The sequence below is a fragment of the Pseudoalteromonas sp. NSLLW218 genome, assembly GCF_015864775.1.
Taxonomy (GTDB): Bacteria; Pseudomonadota; Gammaproteobacteria; order Enterobacterales; family Alteromonadaceae; genus Pseudoalteromonas.
The window spans coordinates 289971-310169 of the sequence record NZ_JADYWO010000005.1 but is presented as its reverse complement, the minus strand read 5'-3'; the positions used below and the strand labels follow the sequence as shown (position 1 = coordinate 310169).

Sequence of the window (20199 nt, the reverse complement as noted above, 5' to 3'; positions counted from 1 at the left end):
ACAGTATAACTGAGTAAAGTACTGATACTCAAGGCCTAGTAACGCTTTATTTTAATTGTATGTGCCAATCGCGTGTTAAGTAACCAAAATTTAGTTTATGCAAGCCTATATAAACATTTACTTAACAATGTGTTTAACCTGTGTTCAAATGAGGAGTTAAGGTTTTTGCTATTTCTAAACCTTTAGTTGTAAAAAATAAAAATAATAACAGGCATAGAGTAGGGAATTAATAAATGTCGGTTTTTTCATTTGATAAAAGTACAGGGTTTGTCTCTTTAGAAAGTCACCCTATTGATAGTGGTTTTCCTGTTACAAGTACTCAGTTAACGCAAATGCTAGAGCAATCTGAGTTTAGTGAGTACGAAGCTGTCATTGCCAATATTGGAAAGCTTTTTGCGCCAACTAAAAATTATCAGGAAGTATCGCTTGTCGTTGCTAGAGCTGTAGATGCGTCGCTTGTCATTAATATTGATGAAAAAAACATGGTCGCAGAAGCAACATTAACTACCGCTAAAGGTGGCGCACTTTTGTCTATGGAAGGCGCGCAAAAAGCACTTGCTGATGCAGGTGTTAAAAAAGGAATAAGCCCTCGTGCGCTTGATACCTTTTTAGGCCAGCAGTTTGAGCAACCAGCAGGAAGCTCTTACAGTGCCATAATTGCACATGGGCGCAATCCAAAAGAAGGCAGCGATGCCAAATTTGTACGTTTATGCTCAACAGCTCAAGACCGAGTACTTAGCCCACAAGCTAAAGAAGGCGGTAAGGTTGATATGAAAAACCTTGGCGCTATTATCACCGTAAAACCTGGCACTCCCTTAATGCAGCGTATTGCAGCGACCCCTGGAGAAGAAGGCTATACGGTATTTGGCGATTCAATTAGTGCAAAACCAGGTAAAGATCACCAACTCCAGCCTTTCGAAGGTACAAAGGTAGATCCTAATAATCCTAATATGCTTATTGCCGACTGCAAAGGCGTGCCCGTTGCCCTACCCCGTGGTATGCGTGTAGATGATGTTTTATGCTTTGATAACGTAGATGTAAGCACCGGCCACGTTGATTTTGATGGTAGCGTAATTATTACTGGCGATATTAAAGACGGCATGCGTGTAAAAGCCAACGGTGATATTACGGTACTTGGTTTTGTAGAATCAGGAACTGTTGAAAGTAAAAGTGCCGTAACCATTATGCTTGGCGCAATTGGCCGAAAACGTGAAGGCGAGGAAGCATTTACATGCTCTATAACCTCTCAGCGAACTATTTCGATTGGTTATGCCCAGTACTGCAATATTAAATCCGAACAAGATTTATTTATTGAACGCCAAGCTCTACATTGTGATTTAAGTGCTAGGCGATTAATACGTGTAGGCAAAGCAAATGACCCGCGAGGTAAAATTATTGGCGGTAATATTTTAGATGCTATGCGCATTGAAACGGGTGAATTAGGCGCGCCAGCCGGTACTAAAACACGCGTATTTTTAGCGCAACTCTGGTTTGAGCTTCGCCAAAAGCAAACACAAATCACCGATTTTGAAAAAATACTTGCGACTAAAGTAACAGCTTTACAACAGGCTCGTGAAAAAGCGAGTAAAATTGCGAGTGCTGCTCAGCGCCAGCAATTCATGAATAAAATAACTGAAAATGAAAAGCATATAAAAATACGCTCTGCGCATATTCATCGTCAAAAACTACTTATTAAGCAAAAAATAGTGCAATTACTTGCCAGTAGTCGTTTAAAAGTAAATGAATTAATGCACCCTGGTGTGGAACTTAAAATAGCGAAAGATTCTAAACAATTTTCGCGTATTTACCCGCCCCACCTAGTTAAGCTAACTGAGGGTAAAATTACTCAGACGTTTTAGTTTCTTCGTCATTTTTTGTTTCAGTGTCAACTTCGGCATCAGCGTCGCCATCATCTAGCGGCGCTAATGGCCAACCACCTAATTGCTGCCAGCGGTTTACTATTAAACAATAAAGCTCAGCTGTACGTTCTGTGTCGTAAAGCGCTGAGTGCGCTTGGCTGTTATCAAACTCGATACCAGCCGCTCTACATGCTTTTGCTAATACAGTTTGCCCTAACGCTAAACCCGCTAAAGATGTTGTATCAAAGCTTACAAACGGGTGAAATGGCGTACGCTTAATGTTATTACGCTCTATTGCTGCATTTAAAAAGCCATGATCGAATGCGGCATTATGTGCCACAATAACTGAACGTTGGCACCCAGCAGCCTTTTGCGCTTTGCGTACTACTTTACATATTTCTTTAATGACTTCGTCTTCAGGTACTGCGCCACGTAATGGTGAAAACGGGTCTATACCGTTAAAGTCGATGGCTGCTTGCTCTATATTAGCGCCTTCGAATGGCTGAACATGAAAATGAACAGTATGATCTATGCTGAGCAGTCCTTCGTCATCCATTTTTAAAACAGAGGCTGCTATTTCTAACAAGGCATCTGTTTCTTTGTTAAAACCTGCAGTTTCAACATCAATAACAACAGGAAAAAATCCACGAAAGCGTTTTGCGAAAGGTGTTTGCTCAGTATTTGCCATAGTCTTCTTTGTTTATACGTGTAAGCTGACTATTATGTCAAAATTGATGCCCCCTAGGCTAGGGGATTTAAGTATTTATTGCTTTAAAATTGTAGGCACATAACTTGCTTTAACTTATAAGTTAGTTACGTAGAGAACAAACTAATCATTGCAGTCGTAAATTTGCCAAATTATTGGCATTCCCGGATAGCTGGAGAGCACCATGAAGTATAAGTTGTTATTTATTAGCCTTAGTATAAGTGCAGTGCTTTACAGTACTCACTCGCAAGCTGCTATGCGCCAATACACAGCAACCCAAGACAACTCCAACTGGGAAGTAGTTAAAACAACGCGCTTACAATGCCAATTAAATCATGAGGTTCCTTATTACGGTGAAGCTATATTTAAAGCTTCTGCAAGTAAAAATAAAAACTTAACATTTAATTTAGATATGGTTGTACGCCCAGATAACTACGCAATTGCAGGTTTAAAAGCAGTGCCACCTACATGGCGTGCAGGATTGCCCGCTCGCGATATTGCAAATATGAAATTACTTAAAAAGTTTGATGGCGAGCTAGGCAATAAAACCGCATGGGAAATGCTTACCGAGCTTGAAAAAGGCTACTACCCTACTTTTTATTATCAAGACTGGCAAAACAGTGCCGATAAAATTGCCGTTGGTATATCGAGCGTAAACTTTAAACAAGCTTACTGGGCTTTTTTACAATGCCGCGATGAGCTACTCCCTTACAGCTTTGAAGATATTTCGTTTACTGTAATGAACTATCAATCTAACAGCAGTAAATTAACTAAATCCTCGCAACAACGTCTTGATAAGATTGCTGAGTATTTAAAAAATGATGCAAGCATAGAGTCCATTAGTATTGACTCATACACCGATAGTTATGGCGGACGCTGGAATAACTTAGATTTATCGCGCAAGCGCGCCAAAACTATAAAAGATTACATGGTGAGCTTGGGTGTTGATGAAGCCAAAGTACAAACAACCGGTTTGGGCGAAAAACGCTTTGTTGATAATAACGATAACATTTTAAGCCGAGACAAAAACCGTCGTTTAATTATTCAAATAGAGAAAATGTAGTAAAGCTAATTTGTGTTTACTTTCTTTCGCTTTAAAAACTTATCACCAAATTGGAAAAAACCTAGACTAATTAAAATAATAACCGCACCAATTATTAGTTCTTGGCTTAATGACTCATTATTTAGCCAAGCCCCCAAGCCTAACGCAAAGCTAGGAGTTATAAGTGTAGTAAGTGATACCGTGCTTGCATTTAGGTTTTGCAGCACATGAAAATACGCCAAAGCCCCTACTAAAGATCCAAATATTCCTAGATAACCAATAGCCCACAATGATTTTGCACTCCAGTTTTGTATATGCAATTCACCATCTAATAACCACCAAGCAATAAAAAAGAGTGGGGTTACAAAAACCAATGCGCCAAATGTTGTTGCCATAGGATGAATCGCAATTTTCACGCGCTTGATCATCACACCACTTAAACTAAAAAAGCAGACAGCCATAAACACATAAAATAACCCGAGCCCTTGAGTTTGCGAGTTTTGTACTTGGTTATAACTAACGAAATATAAGCCAATTAAGGCGCACGCTAACGCAACTAATTTAATCGGGCTAAATTTAGGTTCATTTAATAATTGCTGAGCAAGCAACACTGACAAAATAGGAGCAAGGCCAAACATAAGCGAAATAATACCCGAAGGGACTGTTTTAGCTGCCATATAGCTCAACAACATACCGCCAAAAATACCTATACTCGAATAAAAATAAAGTAAGCATGCATTTTTGCTCCAAGGCACTCTAATATTTGTAATAGCAACAATTAACCCGCCTAAAAATAGCCCCACCAGCATCCGCATTAACACTGCAAGTGTTGGCGATACGGTGTCACTACTCCACACGATACCCAGTGGTGTAGTGGACCATATAAGAACCATTAAAAAATACGATACTTTAACTGGCACGTGCCATCCCTACGCTTTATATGAATCAATAAAACAAAGAATAAATTATACGCTCACTACTGTGTTTTAGTACTTTTTAAACACTAAAGTCCTTAATAAATACAGTTGTAAATTGTAAGTTACATTTTAATACCGCTCTTTTATTACAAAACTATTTGAGATTTGAGCAACTAGTTATATGGTGCATCAATATTAATAATAATTAAGGTAATTAAGTGCTTAAAAATAAAACAACTGGAAGCATGTTAATTGTTGCAGGCACCACTATTGGTGCGGGTATGTTGGCATTGCCAATTGCATCTGCCGGGCTTGGGTTTAGTACTGCACTTGCATTAATAATTGCTAGCTGGTTACTAATGACCTACACCGCACTACTCATGTTAGAGCTACACCAATATGCACCACGCGATGCAACGTTAAATACATTGGCTAAATTATGGCTTGGAAAACGCGGACAATATATTGCGAATTTTTCGATGGTTTTTTTATTTTATGCTTTATGCGCTGCTTATATTGCAGGTGGTGGTGCACAACTTCAAGCGCGTATAAATATAGGCTTTGATGTAAATATAGCCCCACAGTTTGGCTCTGTGATCCTCGCTGTTATTATTGCTAGTGTGGTAACGCTAGGCACTAGCAAGGTAGATAAATTAAATAGAGTGTTATTTACAATAAAAATTGTTGTATTAGCTAGCTTGTTTTACATGCTTACCCCTTATGTGCAAGGTAAGCACTTATTAGAGATGCCCGTAGAGCAAGGATTAATCCTTTCGGCTATACCGGTTATATTTACTTCGTTTGGCTTTCATGGATCTATTCCTTCAATTGTTAAATATGTTGGTGTTGAAATAAAAGTACTGCGCAAAGTAATGATTGCTGGAGCCGCCCTACCTTTAGTTATTTATATTTTTTGGCAACTACTTAGCCAAGGTATTATGAGTCAAGCTGATTTACTCAACAGCCAAGGGCTTAATGGGTTTGTATCTAGCGTGGCAAGCATTGCGCATAACCCAAGTGTGGCAACGGCCGTTAAGTTATTTGCTGATTTAGCACTGGCGACATCATTTTTAGGGGTGAGTTTAGGGTTATTTGATTTTTTTGCTGATGCATTTAAAAAAGGTGACAATAAAACGGATCGAATAAAAACGGCCTTAATTACGTTTATTCCGCCACTTGGCTTTGCGCTATTTTACCCTCAAGGCTTTATTATGGCTTTAGGTTACGCTGCAATAGCACTTGTCGTGCTGGCTATATTTTTGCCTGTAGCAATGGTTTATAAACAGCGTACAACATCAAATAAAACAGGCTATAAAGTAAAAAGTGGGAATGTTGGGCTTGGTATAGCAGCTATATGTGGCATAACTATTATTGCTGCACAGTTTATGCAAATGGTGGGGCTTATTCCTGCTATTGGTTAAAGTTTTTTGTTTTAATTTAGATAATAAAAAACCGCACATCATCAGGTGTGCGGTTTTTTATATTAACTGCGTTTATTTACAAACGTCAGCTACAGCATTTGAAAAGTATTCAATATTTGAATGACTAACACCTGCAACATTTACGCGGCTAGAGCCAACAATGTAAATGCCGTATTCTTTTTGTAGGCGAGCAATTTGCTCTTTATTAATACCTAAGAAAGAAAACATACCGTTTTGGCGCTCGATAAACGAGAAATCTTGAGCAATATCTTTAGTTGCTAAGCTTTCTTTAATTAAGCTACGTAAGCCATTTATGCGGCTACGCATTTCATCAAGCTCAGAGTGCCATAATTGTGTAAGCTCAGTACTGCTTAAAATAGTATTAACAATGTCAGCACCATGCGCTGGCGGCATTGAGTAAATACTACGTACAACGCTTAGCATTACAGAGTTTGAAATATCTGCTGTTGCGCTGTCTTTTGCAATTAGTGAACATGCACCAATACGCTCGCGGTATAAGCCAAAGTTTTTAGAGCATGAAGAACAAATAATCAGCTCTTCTACTGCATCGGCTAAAATACGTAAGCCACGTGCATCTTCTTCAAGTGAAGCACCAAAGCCTTGGTATGCAATATCAACAAGTGGTGTAAAGCCAACTTCTTTTGCAAGTTCGGCAACCGTATTCCACTGTGTTTCATTTAAATCCATACCGCTTGGATTATGACAACATGCATGCACTAAAACCACATCACCTTTAGGCACTTGTTTAAGTGTGTTGATCATTTCATCAAACAGTAAATCTTTATTTTCGTAATCGTAATATGGGTATTCTTTTACTGTTAAGCCTGCAGCTTCAAACAAGCTAATGTGGTTAGCCCATGTTGGGTTAGTTACCCAAACAGTCGCGTCTTTATTGCAACGCTTAATAAATTCAGCCGCAACACGAAGTGCCCCCGTACCACCAGGAGCTTGCGCGGTACGTACGCGGTTAGCTAGTAATGCTTGGTGTTCACCTAATAGTAACTGCTCCATTTTTTGGCAGTAATCTAAATTACCCGCTAAACCAATGTAAGATTTGCTCATTTCGTTTTCAAGACGAAACGCTTCAGCTTTTTTTACCGCTTTAAGAACCGGTGTATTGCCTTGCTCATCTTTGTAGACACCTACACCTAAATCAATTTTATTAGGGTTTGTATCTTGTTTATAGGCCGCCATAAGGCCAAGAATAGGATCTGTTGGTAATGGTTTTAATACTGAGAACATTGGCTATCTCTTATCGTTATTTAGGGGTTAGCTGTTAAGCTAAGCTTAACATAAAAGCACATCATATTGACTAGCGTTATTTACACTAGAAAGTGAGGAATTTTAATACAACATGCAATTAAAACGGCAAGCGTCTTTTCATCAAAAAAATCATTTTTAAAGGCTTCTGCATCTACAATACCAACGCATTCATTTTGTGCATTAAATAAAGGTAGGCAGGTTTCTGATTTAACTTTAGGATCGCATGTGTAGTATTCACCACCTTGTGATAAATACGCTTCAACGTTATTAATAATGCGGCCCTTGTGAGATAGCGCAACCTGTACGTTGTTACTGCCAGCCGCAAATGCTTGCGTTAACGGAAACAACGGACGACTAGGCGCACCATGATAAGCCAGCTTTAATAGTTGCTTACCTTCAGGGGTATTAGTTGATTGATAAATACCATACCAATCAACGCCTGTTTGCTGCTCAATGTAGCTTACAATACTTTGTAAATTAGCTAGCTTGAACTGTGTTTGCTCATCATTTTTAAGATAGTCAGTTAATTTGAATGGCTCATCTTGTAAGTAGCCAAATAGACTACATGCACCGCCCTCGCCAAGCTCAGGTATTTGATACTCCCAACACACATCAGACAAAGCAGTGTTTGCTAAATGTAGATCAAGCTTTTCAAGCTCTGTTGAAATCAAAGCTGGATTAGCACTAAGTTGTGCTTGTTTTAAGTAAGAAGAAATCATTTGGCCATCCATACATCTAAAGTTTCGAGAATAATAGCATGGATATTTTTACAGAGCTAGCTCAACTTGTAGCACATTTCAACTTGGTTACCACTGGCGTTATAAGTGACTTTTTCGGCTATTTCTTCTAATAAAGACACCCCTCTGCCAAATTCGTTATTAGCCTTTGCCAACTCATCGTGCTTACTACTAAACCCTCGGCCTGAATCACAAATAATAAAATATAAACTGAGCGTGTCGGGGCAATAGCGCATATCAATAATAATCATGGCATCTGTAAGTTTAGCAAGGGCTGCCTCTCTCAACTCGTAATATCGAAAAAAGCCGTCTTCTTGTTTTTTAATTTCTGAATTAAGTCCTAATACACCATGATCAAGCGCGTTGTTATACGCCTCAGACAACAGTAAAAATATATTAGAGCGATGAGTATTTAACCCCTCAACACTGCTTAAAATATTGACGACGTCGTACACTGGATCAGTTTTTTTTATTTGCTCTGAGTTTAAGCTCAAAGATAAATTAAAGGCTAAAGTAGAAAAGGCTTCCCGCTCTTGTTCCTCAGGAATTAAAGGCAGGCAGTTTAGTAAAACAATGCTTAAATCATCTTGCTGTTTAGTGCCATCGGCAAACTTAGTAACGTTAGCAACTATGTCTTCACTACTAATCATCGATTTACTTTTTAAGGTTTGTAAAAATCGCTCTTCCCCAAAAAATATATCCTCTTTGTTTGCTGTTTCTATAATACCGTCGGTTGCTAATACTAGCCGTGTATTACTATTTGTTTCAAAATGAATAACTTCATATTCAAACTCTTGTTCATCTAAAATCCCCAGCGCCATATGCTGCGATTCTAATGTTTGTTTTACATTACCGTCTTTATCTATTAGGTACGCATCTGGCAGGCCGCCCATCCATGCAGAAACACTTTTACCTGATGCACTAAGCTCTATAATGGTTGCAGCACAAAACATATGCCCAGGTAGGAGGTTGTACAGTAGTGTATTTAGCTCGCTGGCAATATCGTTAACCGCCATACCTTTTTGTACCATAGTATAAAACACACGAGAAGTTGGTAATGCACCTATAGCCGCAGCTAGGCCGTGACCCGTAAAATCGCCCAACATGCAATACAAATTACCGATAGGACTTTGCGCTACTAAAAACATATCGCCGTTAAACATAGAGGCAGGTGATAAATTAAAATCTAAATACTCTTTAAACTTACCTTGATTTTCTAATGAGTTATTAAAAATATGTTCAATTATTTCGTGTTCACGTTCAATTTGATTATGATGATATTCAAGCAATTTTTTTTGCTGGTTAGCTTTTTTACTCAGCTCTCTGGTGCGAATATGTGCTTTAATTTTTGCATGCAGAATAACTTTTTCAAATGGTTTATGAATAAAGTCATCACCGCCTACCTCGAGGCAGTGCTCAAAACTTGCTTGATCTTCTAAGGAGGTTATAAAAATAATTGGTAAGTAAACTTCACTATACTGCTGCTTTATTTTTTCAGCGGCTTCAAAACCATCCATTACAGGCATTAAAACATCGAGCAAAACAACGTCTATTGGCTCTCTTTTAAGTACATTAAGCGCATCTAGTCCGTTATAAGCCACTGATATTTTATAACCTTCTTGCTCAAGCATTTTACTGAGTAAAATGCGATTGAGCGCCTGATCATCTACAATTAACACATGTATCATTAGCTAATATCAAACTTTTTATCAAAACGTGAAATTTGTAGAATTTTTCTAAGCTGTGGTTGGCAATTGCTTATTTCGATAGTTTTTACTTGGCTATCAATGGTTTTTTTCATGTTAAGTAACATGCCAAGTGCTGAGCTATCCATGTAGTCAGTCTCTCTTAAATCAATAATAACCTTTACAATTTTTTCACTCATTTGAGCATAAGCTTGGCGAAAAGATTGCACTAAATTAAAGTCAAATTTACCTTTGATTTGTATTGTTAATGTAGTGCCATCGACTGATTCATTCTTAGTTAAACTCATATTAAACTCCAATAATATTTCCTTTGAACTAAATATAACCTGTTAAAAGTATTTAGCAAAAAGAAAAACACACAACTTCAAATTTGCTATCATTTACGCCAATATTTAATTAATTTTTATCCATAAAGGTAAGGTATGAGTGATAGTCACTTAGTATATTCAACAAGTACGGGTCGCATTGACCAGCCAAAACCAGAAAAAGAGTTAGAAGCTAAGCTTTTTAAAGATGGTTTTATTCGCATCGAACGTCAAACAAAAGGGCGTAAAGGCAAAGGCGTAATGTTAGTTGTAGGCATTGATCCAAAAGATCACGATTTAAAAAAGTTAGCTAAAACTATAAAAAGCAAAATGGGCCAAGGCGGCGCAGTAAAAGAAGGTATTATTGAAGTGCAAGGTGATGACCGCGATAAACTAAAAGCCATTTTAGAAGCGTTAAAATTTAAAGTTAAAATTGCGGGTGGTTAACCCGCAATTTTATTAACTACTTACTTCGCTATTTGAGAGCTCAGTTAACCTTTCATACAACTTTGGTAGTTCGTGCTCCGCTATGGGTTTACTAAAATAATAGCCTTGTACAATGAAGCAATTATTATTTTGTAGAAACTGCATCTGCTCTATTGTCTCAACTCCTTCGGCAACAACGTCTAGCTTTAACTTTTGCGCCATGGCAATAATAGCTGCAGTGATTTCCATATCATTTGTATCCTCAGGGATATCTTTTACAAATGAACGGTCAATTTTCAATATATCAACCGGGAATCGTTTTAAGTAACTGAGCGACGAATAACCAGTACCAAAATCATCAATAGAAATAGATATACCTAAAGCTTTAAGCTCGTGAAGTTGTGTAATTGCAGCTTCTACATTTCCCATTAGCATACTTTCGGTAAGCTCTAAATGAAGGCGCTTAGCCGAAACACCCGTCCTAATTATCATTTTACTCAGTGTTGAGACTAAGCTTGAGTCTTTAAACTGACGAGCAGATAAGTTTATCGATATATTATTTTCTAAGCCTTGCTTTGTTAATCTTACGGCAAAATCACAAGACTCTTGAAGCACCCATTCGCCCAATTCAACTATAAGGCCTGTCGCTTCTGCAATAGGAATAAATTTATCTGGAGGGATTGCGCCTTCAGTTGGGTGGAACCATCTTAATAACGCTTCATAGCCGACTACCTGATGAGTACGACTATCAACTTGAGGTTGGTAGTAAACTACAAACTGTTTTTCTTTTAGTCCTATACGTAGCTCATTTTCAATAAATAAACGCTCATTAGCAGCTGCGTTTAATTCTTGGCTATAAAAATGGAATGTATTACGCCCTTTAGCTTTTGCCTCATACATTGCTAAGTCAGCATGTTTTAATAACTGATCTTCTTCCAGGCTATCGTACGGAGCCATTGTAATACCAATACTCGCGCTCACAATAACTTCATTGCTACCTAGTTTAATAGGTACATTTAGCGTTTTTTGAATTGTATTGGCAACATCAGTCGCGTGAGCTTGGCTTTCTATACCACTGAGCAACACTGCAAATTCATCACCACCTAGGCGTGCTATGGTATCCTCGGCTCGTAAACGTTTTTTAAGTCTGTTTGCCACTTCAATTAATAATTGATCGCCTGCATCGTGGCCTAATGTATCGTTAATACGTTTAAATTCGTCTAAATCAAAGTAAAACAATGCAAACGCATAGTGCCCACGTTCAGCTAATGCCATTGATTTGCGTAATTGCATTCTAAAGAACGTTCTGTTGGCAAGACCAGTAAGGGTGTCAAAGTAAGCAAGTTGCTCCATTTTACGCTGGCTTTCTTTTACAAACGAAATGTCTTGTGCTGATGCTACGTAACTGGTTATTTCACCGCCCTCTTCACGAATTGGTGAAACACTTAGAGATACCCAAATTGGCTCTTTATTCAAGCCTTGGATTAATGTATCACCGCGCCAATAATTACGGCTGCGTAAATCTATGTCTATATCTTCAACTAAAATAGACATCTCTGAGGCAATAATATTCAGTAATGGCGCTCTGTTGAAATGGCTTTCTGGGTAGCCTGTCATTTCTAGCATTTTTGGATTTACGTATTCAATTACAAAATTCTCATCGGTGATCACAACGCCAGTGCCCGAGAATGCGACCGCTTTAGATAAACGGTTAGCTGCTTTTTCAGCAATTTCTTTTTCTGTAATTCTCTGGTTTAAGCCATCGATAAGTTTGCGAATTTCTACCGTCATGTCTCTAAATGAGCCATTAAGCGTGCCAATCTCATCTTTGTTTTCTGGTGGAAATTCTGTAGTTAATTGACCTTTGCCAAAACTTGTAACTGCATAAACCAAAGTATGTAAACGGCGAAGGACTAGTTGATAAAGCGCTTGATGCAGCAATAAGGCAACTAATATTGCGTATAAAATAAAGAGACCGAAGAACTTCAGTTTTAAATCTTGTAATGCAGATAACGTAGATGAACGCTTTTTATATACCCCTATGTACCAATCTAAGTCATCAATCTTACGAATATTGATAATATGAGCTTCGTCATTTTTTTCAAATGAATTTGCGTATTCAGGTAACTTCACTGCAATAACATCGTCAATAATCGACTGCAGCGCTGGGTTTACAAATTCGTTAGTAGCGAGTGCTTTATTATCACTACCATAGTCAGCTAGTAAGGTCGGATTTAAGTCTGGGTGTGCCAACAATTGCCCTTTGCTATCAAACACAAGTAGGTGTTTTTCTTTATCACCAACAGGTAAAAACGAAATAAGTTTGTTGAGGGAAATATCGCTCCCCGTCACACCTAAAAACTCATTATCAACATAAACAGGTACTAGTAGGCTAATAACCCACTTGCGCCATACTGTATCGTAGTAGACTTTTGACCATGCAGGCTCTCTTACTGTTTCAAGCGTGCTCTTAATCGATTTATAAGTTGAGCCATTCGTCGCTCTAAAATCAGCTGGTGCGTTCAGTGCCCAGTTTGGAGGAGAAACACGAATAAAATCATCATCTGTAATGAGATAAAAGTTAAAAAAGTCGTGTACCAGTGTAGGAGATATTATACGCCACAGCATCTCAGAATCATTAAATAGGCGTTTATAAAAAGGAGAGTAATTTTGCTGCGGTAAAAATGCTGCTGATAAGCCATCAGCCGAGGCACTTCGAATCGTACCGTCGCTATTAAACTGTAACTGTGATTTGTTGCTTAAATTAATTGGTGAATTGGGTTGGAAAAGTTGCTGTGTTACTACGTTATTAGCTTGCTGCGCAATATTTATTTTTGTTTTAATGCGCTCATTAAATTGCTTCACTAATAAGTCTGTCGAGCTTTTTAAAATCTCATGTTCTTCAAAAACAAGTTGTTTCTCTTCAGATTTAAGCATTAAGGCAGCCGCACACACCCCTGCTATTAGGCAAATAGCGGATATGAGTAGCGATAGTTTTACACTTAAAGAATTCAATCCAAAACGCGATGGAGGGCGTCTGTAAACCACGGGTCAACCTTAATTATTAATAATTGTTATTATTTGAACCAGTTAACGAAATATACCAGATCCAGATTCATATTTATAAATTATTTGTAAACTTTCTATAAAAACTAATATAGAGAAATAAATAGTACCCTAAGCTTATTTAGATCTTTATTGACATTGTTAGCAACTCTCCATACATTAACCGCATGAAAATATTTATCTCTCGCACTTTTTTTTCGTTTTTTAGCTTCTTTATATAGGAGAGGCTTCCCTGTTTGTGAGATAAAATCAATCGAATAGTAAAGCCTCCCAACCGGGAGGCTTTTTTGTTTTTGCTGTGTAATAACAGCTTACTTTTGGAATGAGGATACCAAAATGACAAATGATGTTTTAAATACCCTAAGACACGATATAAATGAAATAGACTCTGATTTACTCGTGTTATTAGCTAAACGCCGCCGCATTAGCCATGGTGTGGTTGAGTACAAAATTGCTAACAACAAACCAATTCGCGATGAAGCTCGCGAACTAGCACTTTTAGAAAAACTGATTGGTTATGGTAAATCACTAGGTTTAGATGCTTACTACGTAAATAATGTTTTCCAAACTATTTTGGAAGACTCTGTTTTACACCAACAAGCAATGTTACAAAAAAATCTGAATCCAGATGCCCTCAGTGAAACACACCGTGTCACTTACTTAGGTGGTCAGGGTTCTTATAGCCAACTAGCATGTCATAAATATTTTAGCCGCCGCCCGGGTAAATTAGTTGAAATTGGCTGTACATCGTTTGATGAAATAACAGGTAAAGTAGAAAACGGCCAAGCTGACTTTGGCTTGTTACCCATTGAAAACACAAGCTCTGGTAGTATTAACGAGGTGTTTGACTTATTACAGCACGCACAAGTATCAATTGTTGGTGAGGTAACTCACAGTGTAGAGCACTGCTTGCTCGCAAATCCAGAAACAGAACTTAGCCAACTAACAAAAATATTTGCACACCCACAACCATTTGCGCAGTGCAGCCGTTTTTTACAGGGCTTAGGTGACTTACAACATGAAACATGTGACTCAACATCAAGCGCACTACAATCGGCATTAAGCACACCAAATAGTGCAGCAATTGGCTCTGCACAAGCGGGGAAAAACGTAGGGCTTGAGGTTATTAAATCAAACCTAGCTAATCAAAGCGAAAACCATAGCCGCTTTATTGTTGTTGCACGTAAGCCTCTACAAGTATCTAACCAAATTCCAACTAAAACTAGTTTGATCATGTCGACAAAACAGCAAGCGGGCTCACTAGCCGATGCGCTAATGATTTTTAAACAGCACAAGATTAATTTAGTAAAACTTGAATCTCGCCCTACTCCAGGTAATCCGTGGGAAGAAGTTTTTTATGTTGACCTAGAAGCAAACTTAGCCGAAAGCCAAGTAAAAGAAGCGCTAGAAGAGCTTAAAGAGCACACCCAATATGTACGTATTTTAGGATGCTACCAAAGCGAGTCATTGCAGGCCGTAAGCGTTAATACTTAATAAGCAATTTTACAAATCAAAAAGGGCCAATATTGGCCCTTTTTAGTTAACCAGTACCAATCTGTATAAGTATTTGAGTAATTTAACGAATTAAGTCCCCATACTTAAGCAAACGGTATAACAAATATTAATCTAAAACTTTTGAATCATTCGCTTTATTTAATAAGCTTCGACTTTGCGTTAAAAAGTGTTCTGTAGAGTCAGAAAAGTAAACTTTAGCTTCAGCAAAAGAATCAATAAGCGCGGCTTTATCTCCCGCTTTTAATTTAGCTAATGTACTTGCAAAGGTATCTTGGTACTGTGCAAGTAGGTTCTCTACATCATCAAATTGTGCGAGCATAATATCTGAGTACAGCTCAGGCGACTGTGCAAACAAACGCCCGACCATCATCAACTCTAATTGATATATAGGTGACGAGCAACTGCGCAACTCTTCTAGCGTATGACTTTGTTTTGCTAAAAACTGTCCGTACACAAATGTCGTTAAATGGCGCATTACTTGAATAATTTGCATTGCTTCATCATGTTTTTTAGCATCAAGCTCAACAAGCTGGCAACCCCATACTTGTAACTGCTGTAATAAACCTTTTGCCGCTTGGTGCTCTCGCCCTTCACATACAACAACTGTTTGTTTTACCCAATGTGATATATCGGGCCCAAACATTGGATGTAAACCAACCACAGGGCCACTGTGCGCAGCTTTTAATGCTTTAATAGGCGATTGCTTTACCGATGTAATATCTACAAGTAAACAGTCTTCATCTAGTTTAGGTAACTTAGCAGCGACAGCGTCTAATGCATTAATAGGTACGCTAATCATTACCAGCTTGGCACCTTTTAAAATACTTTTAGCATCGTTTTGCTGATCTTTATCTAAAATTTTAACTTCGTAACCTGAGCGAATAAACTGCTGTGCAAATAACTGCCCCATGGCACCTTGACCACCCACAATTACAATTGGCGAAAGCTCTGGCGCTGCGCATGCAAGTTTCGCTTGTTGGTTTTGATAGGCTTCTCGCATCATACGTCTTAGTATATCTTCAACGAGATCTGGGCTTACATTTTGATTTATTGCTTCTTGTCGTCTTGCCGCTAATAGCTCTGCTTCACGGACAGGTGCATGTAAAGGCGCACCTGTTTGTTGTTTTATCTCACCAATTTTTTGCGTAATACCATTGCGTTTAGCGAGTAAGGCAACAAGTTGTGCATCGCATTCATCTATACCTTCTCTTAGCTGTGCTAAATCACTTATGTCAGCCACGTTCGTCCCACCTTAAAAAACCAAATAACGTAAATATAAATTTACATAAAAGTAAACTAATCAATACGATAAATACTAACAGGATCAGCTAACTGAGAAAAGGCTAAAGCGGAAATTTTACTAATGAGGAATTGAGAATTGAGAATTGAGAATTGAGAATTGAGAAAATAATATTCTAAAACCAAAACGGGTTGCAACCCGAAGGATGCAACCCGTTTTTTTGCGTTGATAAACAGCGCGTATTAGTTAAGTTTTTCTCTAATACGTGCAGATTTACCAGAACGCTCACGTAGATAGTAAAGCTTAGCACGGCGAACTGCACCGCGACGCTTAACTGTTACGCTATCAATAAGAGGGCTGTGCGTTTGGAATACACGCTCAACGCCTTCACCGTTCGAGATTTTACGAACTGTGAATGCTGAGTGAAGACCACGATTACGCTTAGCGATTACAACACCTTCAAAGGCCTGTAGACGCTCTTTAGCACCTTCTTTTACTTTTACCTGTACAACCACTGTATCACCAGGGCCAAATGCAGGTACGTCTGTTTTAAGCTGCTCATCTTCAAGCGCTTTAATAATATTTTGGTTTACTTTTGCCATTATGTTTCTCACTTTCCTAGGTGTAACTGTCTTCTAGCCACAAGCTTTTTGGTACTCTTGCTGAAATTTCGCGAGTAATACCGCTTGCTCCTCAGTCAGAGCTAGGTTATGCAACAAGTCAGGACGTCGTAACCAAGTTCTGCCTAATGACTGCATAAGCCGCCATTTTGCTATCTCTTGGTGGTTGCCACTGAGTAATACAGCAGGAACCTGTTTGTCGTCCAATGTTTCTGGTCGTGTATAGTGTGGACAATCTAACAAGCCATCCGAAAATGAATCTTGTTCCGCTGACTGGTTATGACCTAACACACCTGGCACTAATCGCGCTACTGCGTCAATTAATGTCATGGCAGGTAGTTCGCCACCACTCAAAATAAAATCACCAATTGACCATTCTTCGTCAACATATGATTCTATTATTCTCTCATCTATACCTTCATAGCGACCGGCAATCAAAATCAGTTTTTTAGAGTTAGCGAGTTCGCTAGCACCTTGCTGATCAAGTTTGCGCCCTTGCGGGGACATATAAATTACTTTAGCACCATCACCAGCTGCTTTTTTAGCTTCGGCAATCGCTTTTTTTAATGGCTCAACCATCATTAACATACCAGGTCCGCCCCCGTAAGGACGGTCATCTACGGTTCTATGCTTATCTAAAGCGTAGTCTCGCGGATTCCAGCAGTTAAAATCAATTAAGCCATTTTTTACTGCGCGACCGGTAACACCTTGGTCTGTAATAGCGTCAAACATGTCTGGAAAAAGGCTTATCACCCCTACCCATAATGAACTAGTTTGCGTCATTAAAAACCAGGATCCCAGTCTACGGTAATTTCTCTTGCGTCGTATTTGACTTCTTTAATAACTGAATCAGTTAAAAAAGGAATCAAACGCTCAGCTTGACCAAATGCGTCTTTACTGTTTGCTTTAACAACCAGTACGTCATTTGATCCTGTCTCCATCAGGTCATCAACAATGCCTAAGCTATAACCTTTATCGGTTACAACAGACATGCCAATGAGATCTCGCCAATAGAACTCACCTTGCGGGAGTTCTGGTAAATGCGCTGCATCCATTGAGATTTCAGCATGGGTATAAGCCATTGCTTCGTCTCGGTCGTTTACCTGCGCAAATTTAGCGATAAAGCCTTTGTTGTGGCGACGCCAGTCGACCACTTCTAAGGACTGCCATTTACCTTGCTGCCCTATCAACCACGGGCTGAAATCGAAGATCCCTACGGGATCATCAGTAAATGAATGTACCTTAAGCCAGCCCTTTATACCATATGGGGCACCGAGCTTTCCTACGACAATTATTGATGAGGTGTTCTCTTGACTCATGGTTACACTTACGCCTATTAAGCCGCTTTACGAGCGTCTTTTACTAACTTAGCTACGCGATCTGAAAGAGATGCGCCCTGACCTACCCAGTGTTCAACACGTGGTAAATCTAAACGAATTTTTTCTTCTTGACCTGAAGCAATTGGGTTAAAAAAGCCTACTTTCTCGATGAAGCGACCGTCACGCGAGAAACGGCTATCCGCAACCACAATTTGATAGAAAGGGCGTTTTTTAGCGCCACCACGTTGCAAACGAATAGTTACCATACCGTCCTCTATAAAGATTGACTGTTTTCATTAATAAGATTTACTCCCCAGAATGGGGAGCTGGGGAATTGTACGAGTTTTTGGCAATAACGCAAGTAAGAAGTGAACCAAAAAGGCAGTTTAGTAGGTTAAACCGTGATCTCAACGACAAATAAGAGTTAAAGGTGTATTACATGCATAATTTATTCAACAAAAAAGGAGCTATTTGCTCCTTTAAATATGATTCGCTATTATTTTAAAAAGTAACTTAATGGTACTTTTTAAAATTTAGGACCGCCGCCGCCCATCATTCCAGGTGGTAACATGCCTTTCATACCGCGCATCATTTTAGTCATGCCGCCTTTACCTTTCATTTTTTTCATCATTTTTTGCATTTGCGTAAACTGCTTAAGCAACTTATTGATCTCTTGTACTTGCGTACCTGAGCCTGCTGCGATGCGTTTTTTACGCGAACCTTTAATGATTTCTGGGCGTGCGCGCTCTTTTTTAGTCATAGAGCTAATAATAGCTTCCATTTGGATAAATGTTTTATCACCCATTTGACCTTTAACAGCATCTGGTAAGTTAGACATACCAGGGAGCTTATCAAGCATTGACATCATGCCACCCATATTCTTCATTTGCTTTAATTGATCAGCAAAGTCGTCAAGGGTAAAACCTGCGCCTTTAAATACTTTTTCAGCAACTCGAGCAGCTTGCTCTTTGTCGACTTTCATTTCGACTTCTTCGATTAATGAAAGTACGTCACCCATGCCTAAAATACGTGACGCTATGCGGTCTGGGTGGAAAGGTTCAAGTGCGTCAGTGCGCTCACCCACACCCATAAACTTAATAGGCTTGCCAGTGATATGACGAATCGATAAAGCTGCGCCACCACGTGCATCACCATCGGTTTTTGTTAATATAACACCGGTAAGTGGTAATGCTTCGTCGAATGCTTTAGCTGTATTCGCAGCATCTTGACCTGTCATTGCATCAACAACGAACAAGGTTTCAATTGGATTGATTGCTTTATGAAGATCTTTAATTTCATCCATCATGTTGCTATCAACATGTAGACGACCTGCAGTATCAACAAGTACTACATCTATAAATTTCTTTTTAGCATGTGAAATTGCAGCGGTTGCAATATCAACTGGTTTTTGCGAAATATCACTTGGGAAAAAATCAACATCAACTTCTGCTGCAAGCGTTTCTAGCTGTTTAATAGCCGCAGGACGATAAACATCGGCACTTACTACAAGTACTGATTTCTTTTTTCGCTCTTTTAAAAACTTAGCAAGCTTAGCTACACTGGTGGTTTTACCCGCACCTTGTAGACCCGCTACCATTACAACGGCTGGCGGTTGCGCATTTAGACTTAGCTCTTCATTAGCCTCACCCATTGCTTTTTCTAGTTCTTCACGCACTATTTTTATAAATACTTGGCCCGGGCTTAAGCTTTTTGTAACTTCAACCCCAACTGCACGTTCTTTAACTTGTTTTACAAACTCGCGAACAACAGGCAATGCCACATCGGCTTCTAAAAATGCCATACGCACTTCGCGAAGTGTGTCTTTTATGTTGTCTTCCGTCAGACGGCCACGGCCACTGATATTTTTTAAGGTTTTACCTAATCGTTCTTGGAGGTTCTCAAACATGTAACGGTTCCGATAAGACGTTTATATCAATCCATTTAAATTTTACGGTTAATTTGATTTTTCAATTAACCTAGATTGACTTATTAAGTTTCAATTAAAAGTAGTATACCGTATATGGCGCCTTACAATA

General features: G+C 38.8%; 18 protein-coding genes. 5 read left to right on the top strand and 13 right to left on the bottom strand.

Annotation, left to right across the window (positions count from 1 at the left end):
- Positions 1 to 233 precede the first annotated feature (233 nt).
- Positions 234 to 1859: a DUF342 domain-containing protein gene (locus tag I6E80_RS09850; protein WP_197185447.1), complete on the top strand. Its 1626-nt coding sequence runs from the start codon at positions 234 to 236 to the stop codon at positions 1857 to 1859.
- Here I6E80_RS09850 and rnt read toward each other — a convergent pair.
- Entirely contained in the window at positions 1843 to 2547 is a 705-nt protein-coding gene (rnt, locus tag I6E80_RS09845) for a ribonuclease T (protein ID WP_024598424.1), read from the bottom strand. The genes I6E80_RS09850 and rnt overlap by 17 nt on opposite strands.
- Positions 2548 to 2749: 202 nt before the next feature.
- Between rnt and I6E80_RS09840 the strand changes: the two genes are divergently transcribed.
- Positions 2750 to 3628 carry an OmpA family protein gene (locus I6E80_RS09840; RefSeq protein WP_007581990.1) on the top strand — a complete coding sequence of 293 codons (879 nt, stop codon included), beginning with the start codon at positions 2750 to 2752 and terminating at the stop codon, positions 3626 to 3628.
- Between the two features lie 5 nt (positions 3629 to 3633).
- Here I6E80_RS09840 and I6E80_RS09835 read toward each other — a convergent pair whose 3' ends face one another.
- Positions 3634 to 4527, bottom strand: a complete 894-nt coding sequence (locus I6E80_RS09835; protein ID WP_197185446.1) for a DMT family transporter — start codon at positions 4525 to 4527, stop codon at positions 3634 to 3636.
- 215 nt (positions 4528 to 4742) lie between these two features.
- Between I6E80_RS09835 and I6E80_RS09830 the strand changes: the two genes are divergently transcribed.
- A complete protein-coding gene (locus I6E80_RS09830) occupies positions 4743 to 5945 on the top strand; it encodes an aromatic amino acid transport family protein (protein ID WP_024598426.1) in 1203 nt (400 codons plus the stop codon).
- Between the two features lie 72 nt (positions 5946 to 6017).
- Here I6E80_RS09830 and I6E80_RS09825 read toward each other — a convergent pair whose 3' ends face one another.
- From I6E80_RS09825 to I6E80_RS09810, 4 genes are all read right to left on the bottom strand, one after another.
- A complete protein-coding gene (locus I6E80_RS09825; protein ID WP_024598427.1) occupies positions 6018 to 7208 on the bottom strand; it encodes an amino acid aminotransferase in 1191 nt (396 codons plus the stop codon).
- An 80-nt stretch (positions 7209 to 7288) separates the two neighbouring features.
- A complete protein-coding gene (locus I6E80_RS09820) occupies positions 7289 to 7948 on the bottom strand; it encodes a GAF domain-containing protein (RefSeq protein WP_197185445.1) in 660 nt (219 codons plus the stop codon).
- Positions 7949 to 8004: 56 nt separating this feature from the next.
- Positions 8005 to 9654, bottom strand: a complete 1650-nt coding sequence (locus I6E80_RS09815; RefSeq protein ID WP_076925475.1) for a SpoIIE family protein phosphatase — start codon at positions 9652 to 9654, stop codon at positions 8005 to 8007.
- Entirely contained in the window at positions 9654 to 9959 is a 306-nt protein-coding gene (locus I6E80_RS09810; protein WP_024598430.1) for an STAS domain-containing protein, read from the bottom strand. Before I6E80_RS09810 ends, I6E80_RS09815 begins: the two co-directional genes overlap by 1 nt.
- Positions 9960 to 10094: 135 nt before the next feature.
- On the opposite strand from I6E80_RS09810, the gene I6E80_RS09805 reads away from it, so the two are divergent.
- Positions 10095 to 10424, top strand: a complete 330-nt coding sequence (locus I6E80_RS09805; protein ID WP_007581414.1) for a translation initiation factor — start codon at positions 10095 to 10097, stop codon at positions 10422 to 10424.
- 12 nt (positions 10425 to 10436) lie between these two features.
- Here I6E80_RS09805 and I6E80_RS09800 read toward each other — a convergent pair whose 3' ends face one another.
- Complete coding sequence (locus I6E80_RS09800; protein ID WP_197185444.1) at positions 10437 to 13451, bottom strand: EAL domain-containing protein; 3015 nt, start codon at positions 13449 to 13451, stop codon at positions 10437 to 10439.
- Positions 13452 to 13805: 354 nt separating this feature from the next.
- On the opposite strand from I6E80_RS09800, the gene I6E80_RS09795 reads away from it, so the two are divergent.
- The gene (locus tag I6E80_RS09795) at positions 13806 to 14963 is read left to right on the top strand and encodes a chorismate mutase (RefSeq protein WP_076925473.1); all 1158 of its coding nucleotides are present in this window, start codon (positions 13806 to 13808) and stop codon (positions 14961 to 14963) included.
- 127 nt (positions 14964 to 15090) lie between these two features.
- Here the strand turns inward: I6E80_RS09795 and tyrA are convergent, their stop codons facing one another.
- The 6 genes from tyrA to ffh form a co-directional block, all read right to left on the bottom strand.
- Complete coding sequence (tyrA, locus tag I6E80_RS09790) at positions 15091 to 16224, bottom strand: bifunctional chorismate mutase/prephenate dehydrogenase (RefSeq protein WP_197185443.1); 1134 nt, start codon at positions 16222 to 16224, stop codon at positions 15091 to 15093.
- 242 nt (positions 16225 to 16466) lie between these two features.
- Positions 16467 to 16826, bottom strand: coding sequence for a 50S ribosomal protein L19 (gene rplS / locus I6E80_RS09785; protein WP_007581406.1), 360 nt, complete (start codon positions 16824 to 16826; stop codon positions 16467 to 16469).
- Positions 16827 to 16859: 33 nt separating this feature from the next.
- Positions 16860 to 17627 carry a tRNA (guanosine(37)-N1)-methyltransferase TrmD gene (trmD, locus tag I6E80_RS09780; protein WP_007581405.1) on the bottom strand — a complete coding sequence of 256 codons (768 nt, stop codon included), beginning with the start codon at positions 17625 to 17627 and terminating at the stop codon, positions 16860 to 16862.
- Entirely contained in the window at positions 17627 to 18163 is a 537-nt protein-coding gene (gene rimM / locus I6E80_RS09775; protein ID WP_010554631.1) for a ribosome maturation factor RimM, read from the bottom strand. Before rimM ends, trmD begins: the two co-directional genes overlap by 1 nt.
- Positions 18164 to 18180: 17 nt before the next feature.
- Complete coding sequence (gene rpsP, locus I6E80_RS09770; RefSeq protein WP_002962192.1) at positions 18181 to 18429, bottom strand: 30S ribosomal protein S16; 249 nt, start codon at positions 18427 to 18429, stop codon at positions 18181 to 18183.
- A gap of 260 nt (positions 18430 to 18689) precedes the next feature.
- Positions 18690 to 20069, bottom strand: a complete 1380-nt coding sequence (gene ffh, locus I6E80_RS09765; RefSeq protein WP_076925472.1) for a signal recognition particle protein — start codon at positions 20067 to 20069, stop codon at positions 18690 to 18692.
- Positions 20070 to 20199: the final 130 nt, after the last annotated feature.

Coding starts and splice junctions, on each gene's coding strand:
- trmD (WP_007581405.1), bottom strand. CDS start 17,627: ATGACGCAAACTAGTTCATTATGGGTAGGGGTGATAAGCCTTTTTCCA.
- I6E80_RS09810 (WP_024598430.1), bottom strand. CDS start 9,959: ATGAGTTTAACTAAGAATGAATCAGTCGATGGCACTACATTAACAATA.
- I6E80_RS09820 (WP_197185445.1), bottom strand. CDS start 7,948: ATGATTTCTTCTTACTTAAAACAAGCACAACTTAGTGCTAATCCAGCT.
- I6E80_RS09795 (WP_076925473.1), top strand. CDS start 13,806: ATGACAAATGATGTTTTAAATACCCTAAGACACGATATAAATGAAATA.
- I6E80_RS09805 (WP_007581414.1), top strand. CDS start 10,095: ATGAGTGATAGTCACTTAGTATATTCAACAAGTACGGGTCGCATTGAC.
- I6E80_RS09815 (WP_076925475.1), bottom strand. CDS start 9,654: ATGATACATGTGTTAATTGTAGATGATCAGGCGCTCAATCGCATTTTA.
- rnt (WP_024598424.1), bottom strand. CDS start 2,547: ATGGCAAATACTGAGCAAACACCTTTCGCAAAACGCTTTCGTGGATTT.
- I6E80_RS09825 (WP_024598427.1), bottom strand. CDS start 7,208: ATGTTCTCAGTATTAAAACCATTACCAACAGATCCTATTCTTGGCCTT.
- rplS (WP_007581406.1), bottom strand. CDS start 16,826: ATGGCAAAAGTAAACCAAAATATTATTAAAGCGCTTGAAGATGAGCAG.
- I6E80_RS09850 (WP_197185447.1), top strand. CDS start 234: ATGTCGGTTTTTTCATTTGATAAAAGTACAGGGTTTGTCTCTTTAGAA.
- I6E80_RS09840 (WP_007581990.1), top strand. CDS start 2,750: ATGAAGTATAAGTTGTTATTTATTAGCCTTAGTATAAGTGCAGTGCTT.
- ffh (WP_076925472.1), bottom strand. CDS start 20,069: ATGTTTGAGAACCTCCAAGAACGATTAGGTAAAACCTTAAAAAATATC.
- rimM (WP_010554631.1), bottom strand. CDS start 18,163: ATGAGTCAAGAGAACACCTCATCAATAATTGTCGTAGGAAAGCTCGGT.
- rpsP (WP_002962192.1), bottom strand. CDS start 18,429: ATGGTAACTATTCGTTTGCAACGTGGTGGCGCTAAAAAACGCCCTTTC.